Origin of the sequence: Prevotella pallens ATCC 700821 (assembly GCF_000220255.1) — a bacterium.
GTDB classification, from domain to species: domain Bacteria; phylum Bacteroidota; class Bacteroidia; order Bacteroidales; family Bacteroidaceae; genus Prevotella; species Prevotella pallens.
Map to the genome: position 1 here is coordinate 1 of NZ_GL982531.1, position 992 is coordinate 992.

Below are 992 nucleotides of genomic sequence, written 5' to 3' on the forward strand. Positions count from 1 at the left end.
AATGACAAACGGATTGGGCAGGAAAAGACATAGCAACAGCTTTGCTTCTTATTTCCTTTCTCACAAATAATTTATCTATTCATCAACTTAAAACAATCATTTATGAAAAGTAAGAACCTTAAAAACATTAAAGCTGAAAATCAGCGAAACAGACAGTCGGAAAGACTTAAAAACGACATTACTCGTCGGTTGCTCAACTATCTTGAGCGGAAGTATGAAATGAGATTTAATACCGCCTTAGGGTGTACAGAAGCTCGCAAGGCTGGGAGTAACGAACCTTTTGTGGCTGTAGATGAACGAATGCGCAATACTATTGCTATTAAGGCGCGTCTTGATGGGATTGATGCGTGGGACAAAGATATCCGACGATATATGGAGTCGGATTTTGTTAAGGCTTTTAATCCTGTGGATATTTTCCTCGAAGGATTGCGAGGACGATGGAACGGAAAGAATCATATTGAAATGCTGGCAGATTGTGTACCTAATGACAACACACGGTGGGCAGAATGGTTTCACACGTGGTTTCTTGCAATGGTGGCACAATGGTTGGGGCTGAATATCTCACATGGTAACAGTGTGGCACCGTTGCTCATTTCACGACAAGGCTATCGGAAGTCTACTTTCTGTAAACGTCTTCTACCAGAGGCGTTGCAATGGGGATATAACGATAATCTAATCATTAGTGAGAAGCAGAATACATTGCGCGCAATGACACAGTCGTTACTGATTAATATTGATGAATTCAATACGCTGTCAGCAAAGACGCAAGACGGATTTTTAAAGAATGTTATGCAGCTTGCAAACATAAAAATCCGTCAGCCTTATTGCCAGCAACAAGTTACATTGCCACGCATTGCCTCTTTCATTGCCACGGCAAACGTTTCAGATGTTTTTAGCGATCCCAGTGGTTGCCGCCGTTTTATTGCAGTTACACTAACAGGTCCTATTCGTTTGCCCGAACACATAGACTATGAACAGCTCTACGCACAGGC

1 protein-coding gene is annotated in these 992 nt (G+C 41.9%); it reads left to right on the forward strand.

What is annotated here, in order from left to right:
• Positions 1-102: 102 nt before the first annotated feature.
• Positions 103-992: VapE domain-containing protein (locus HMPREF9144_RS12510; RefSeq protein ID WP_006046512.1), on the forward strand; the 890-nt coding region annotated here is incomplete at its 3' end.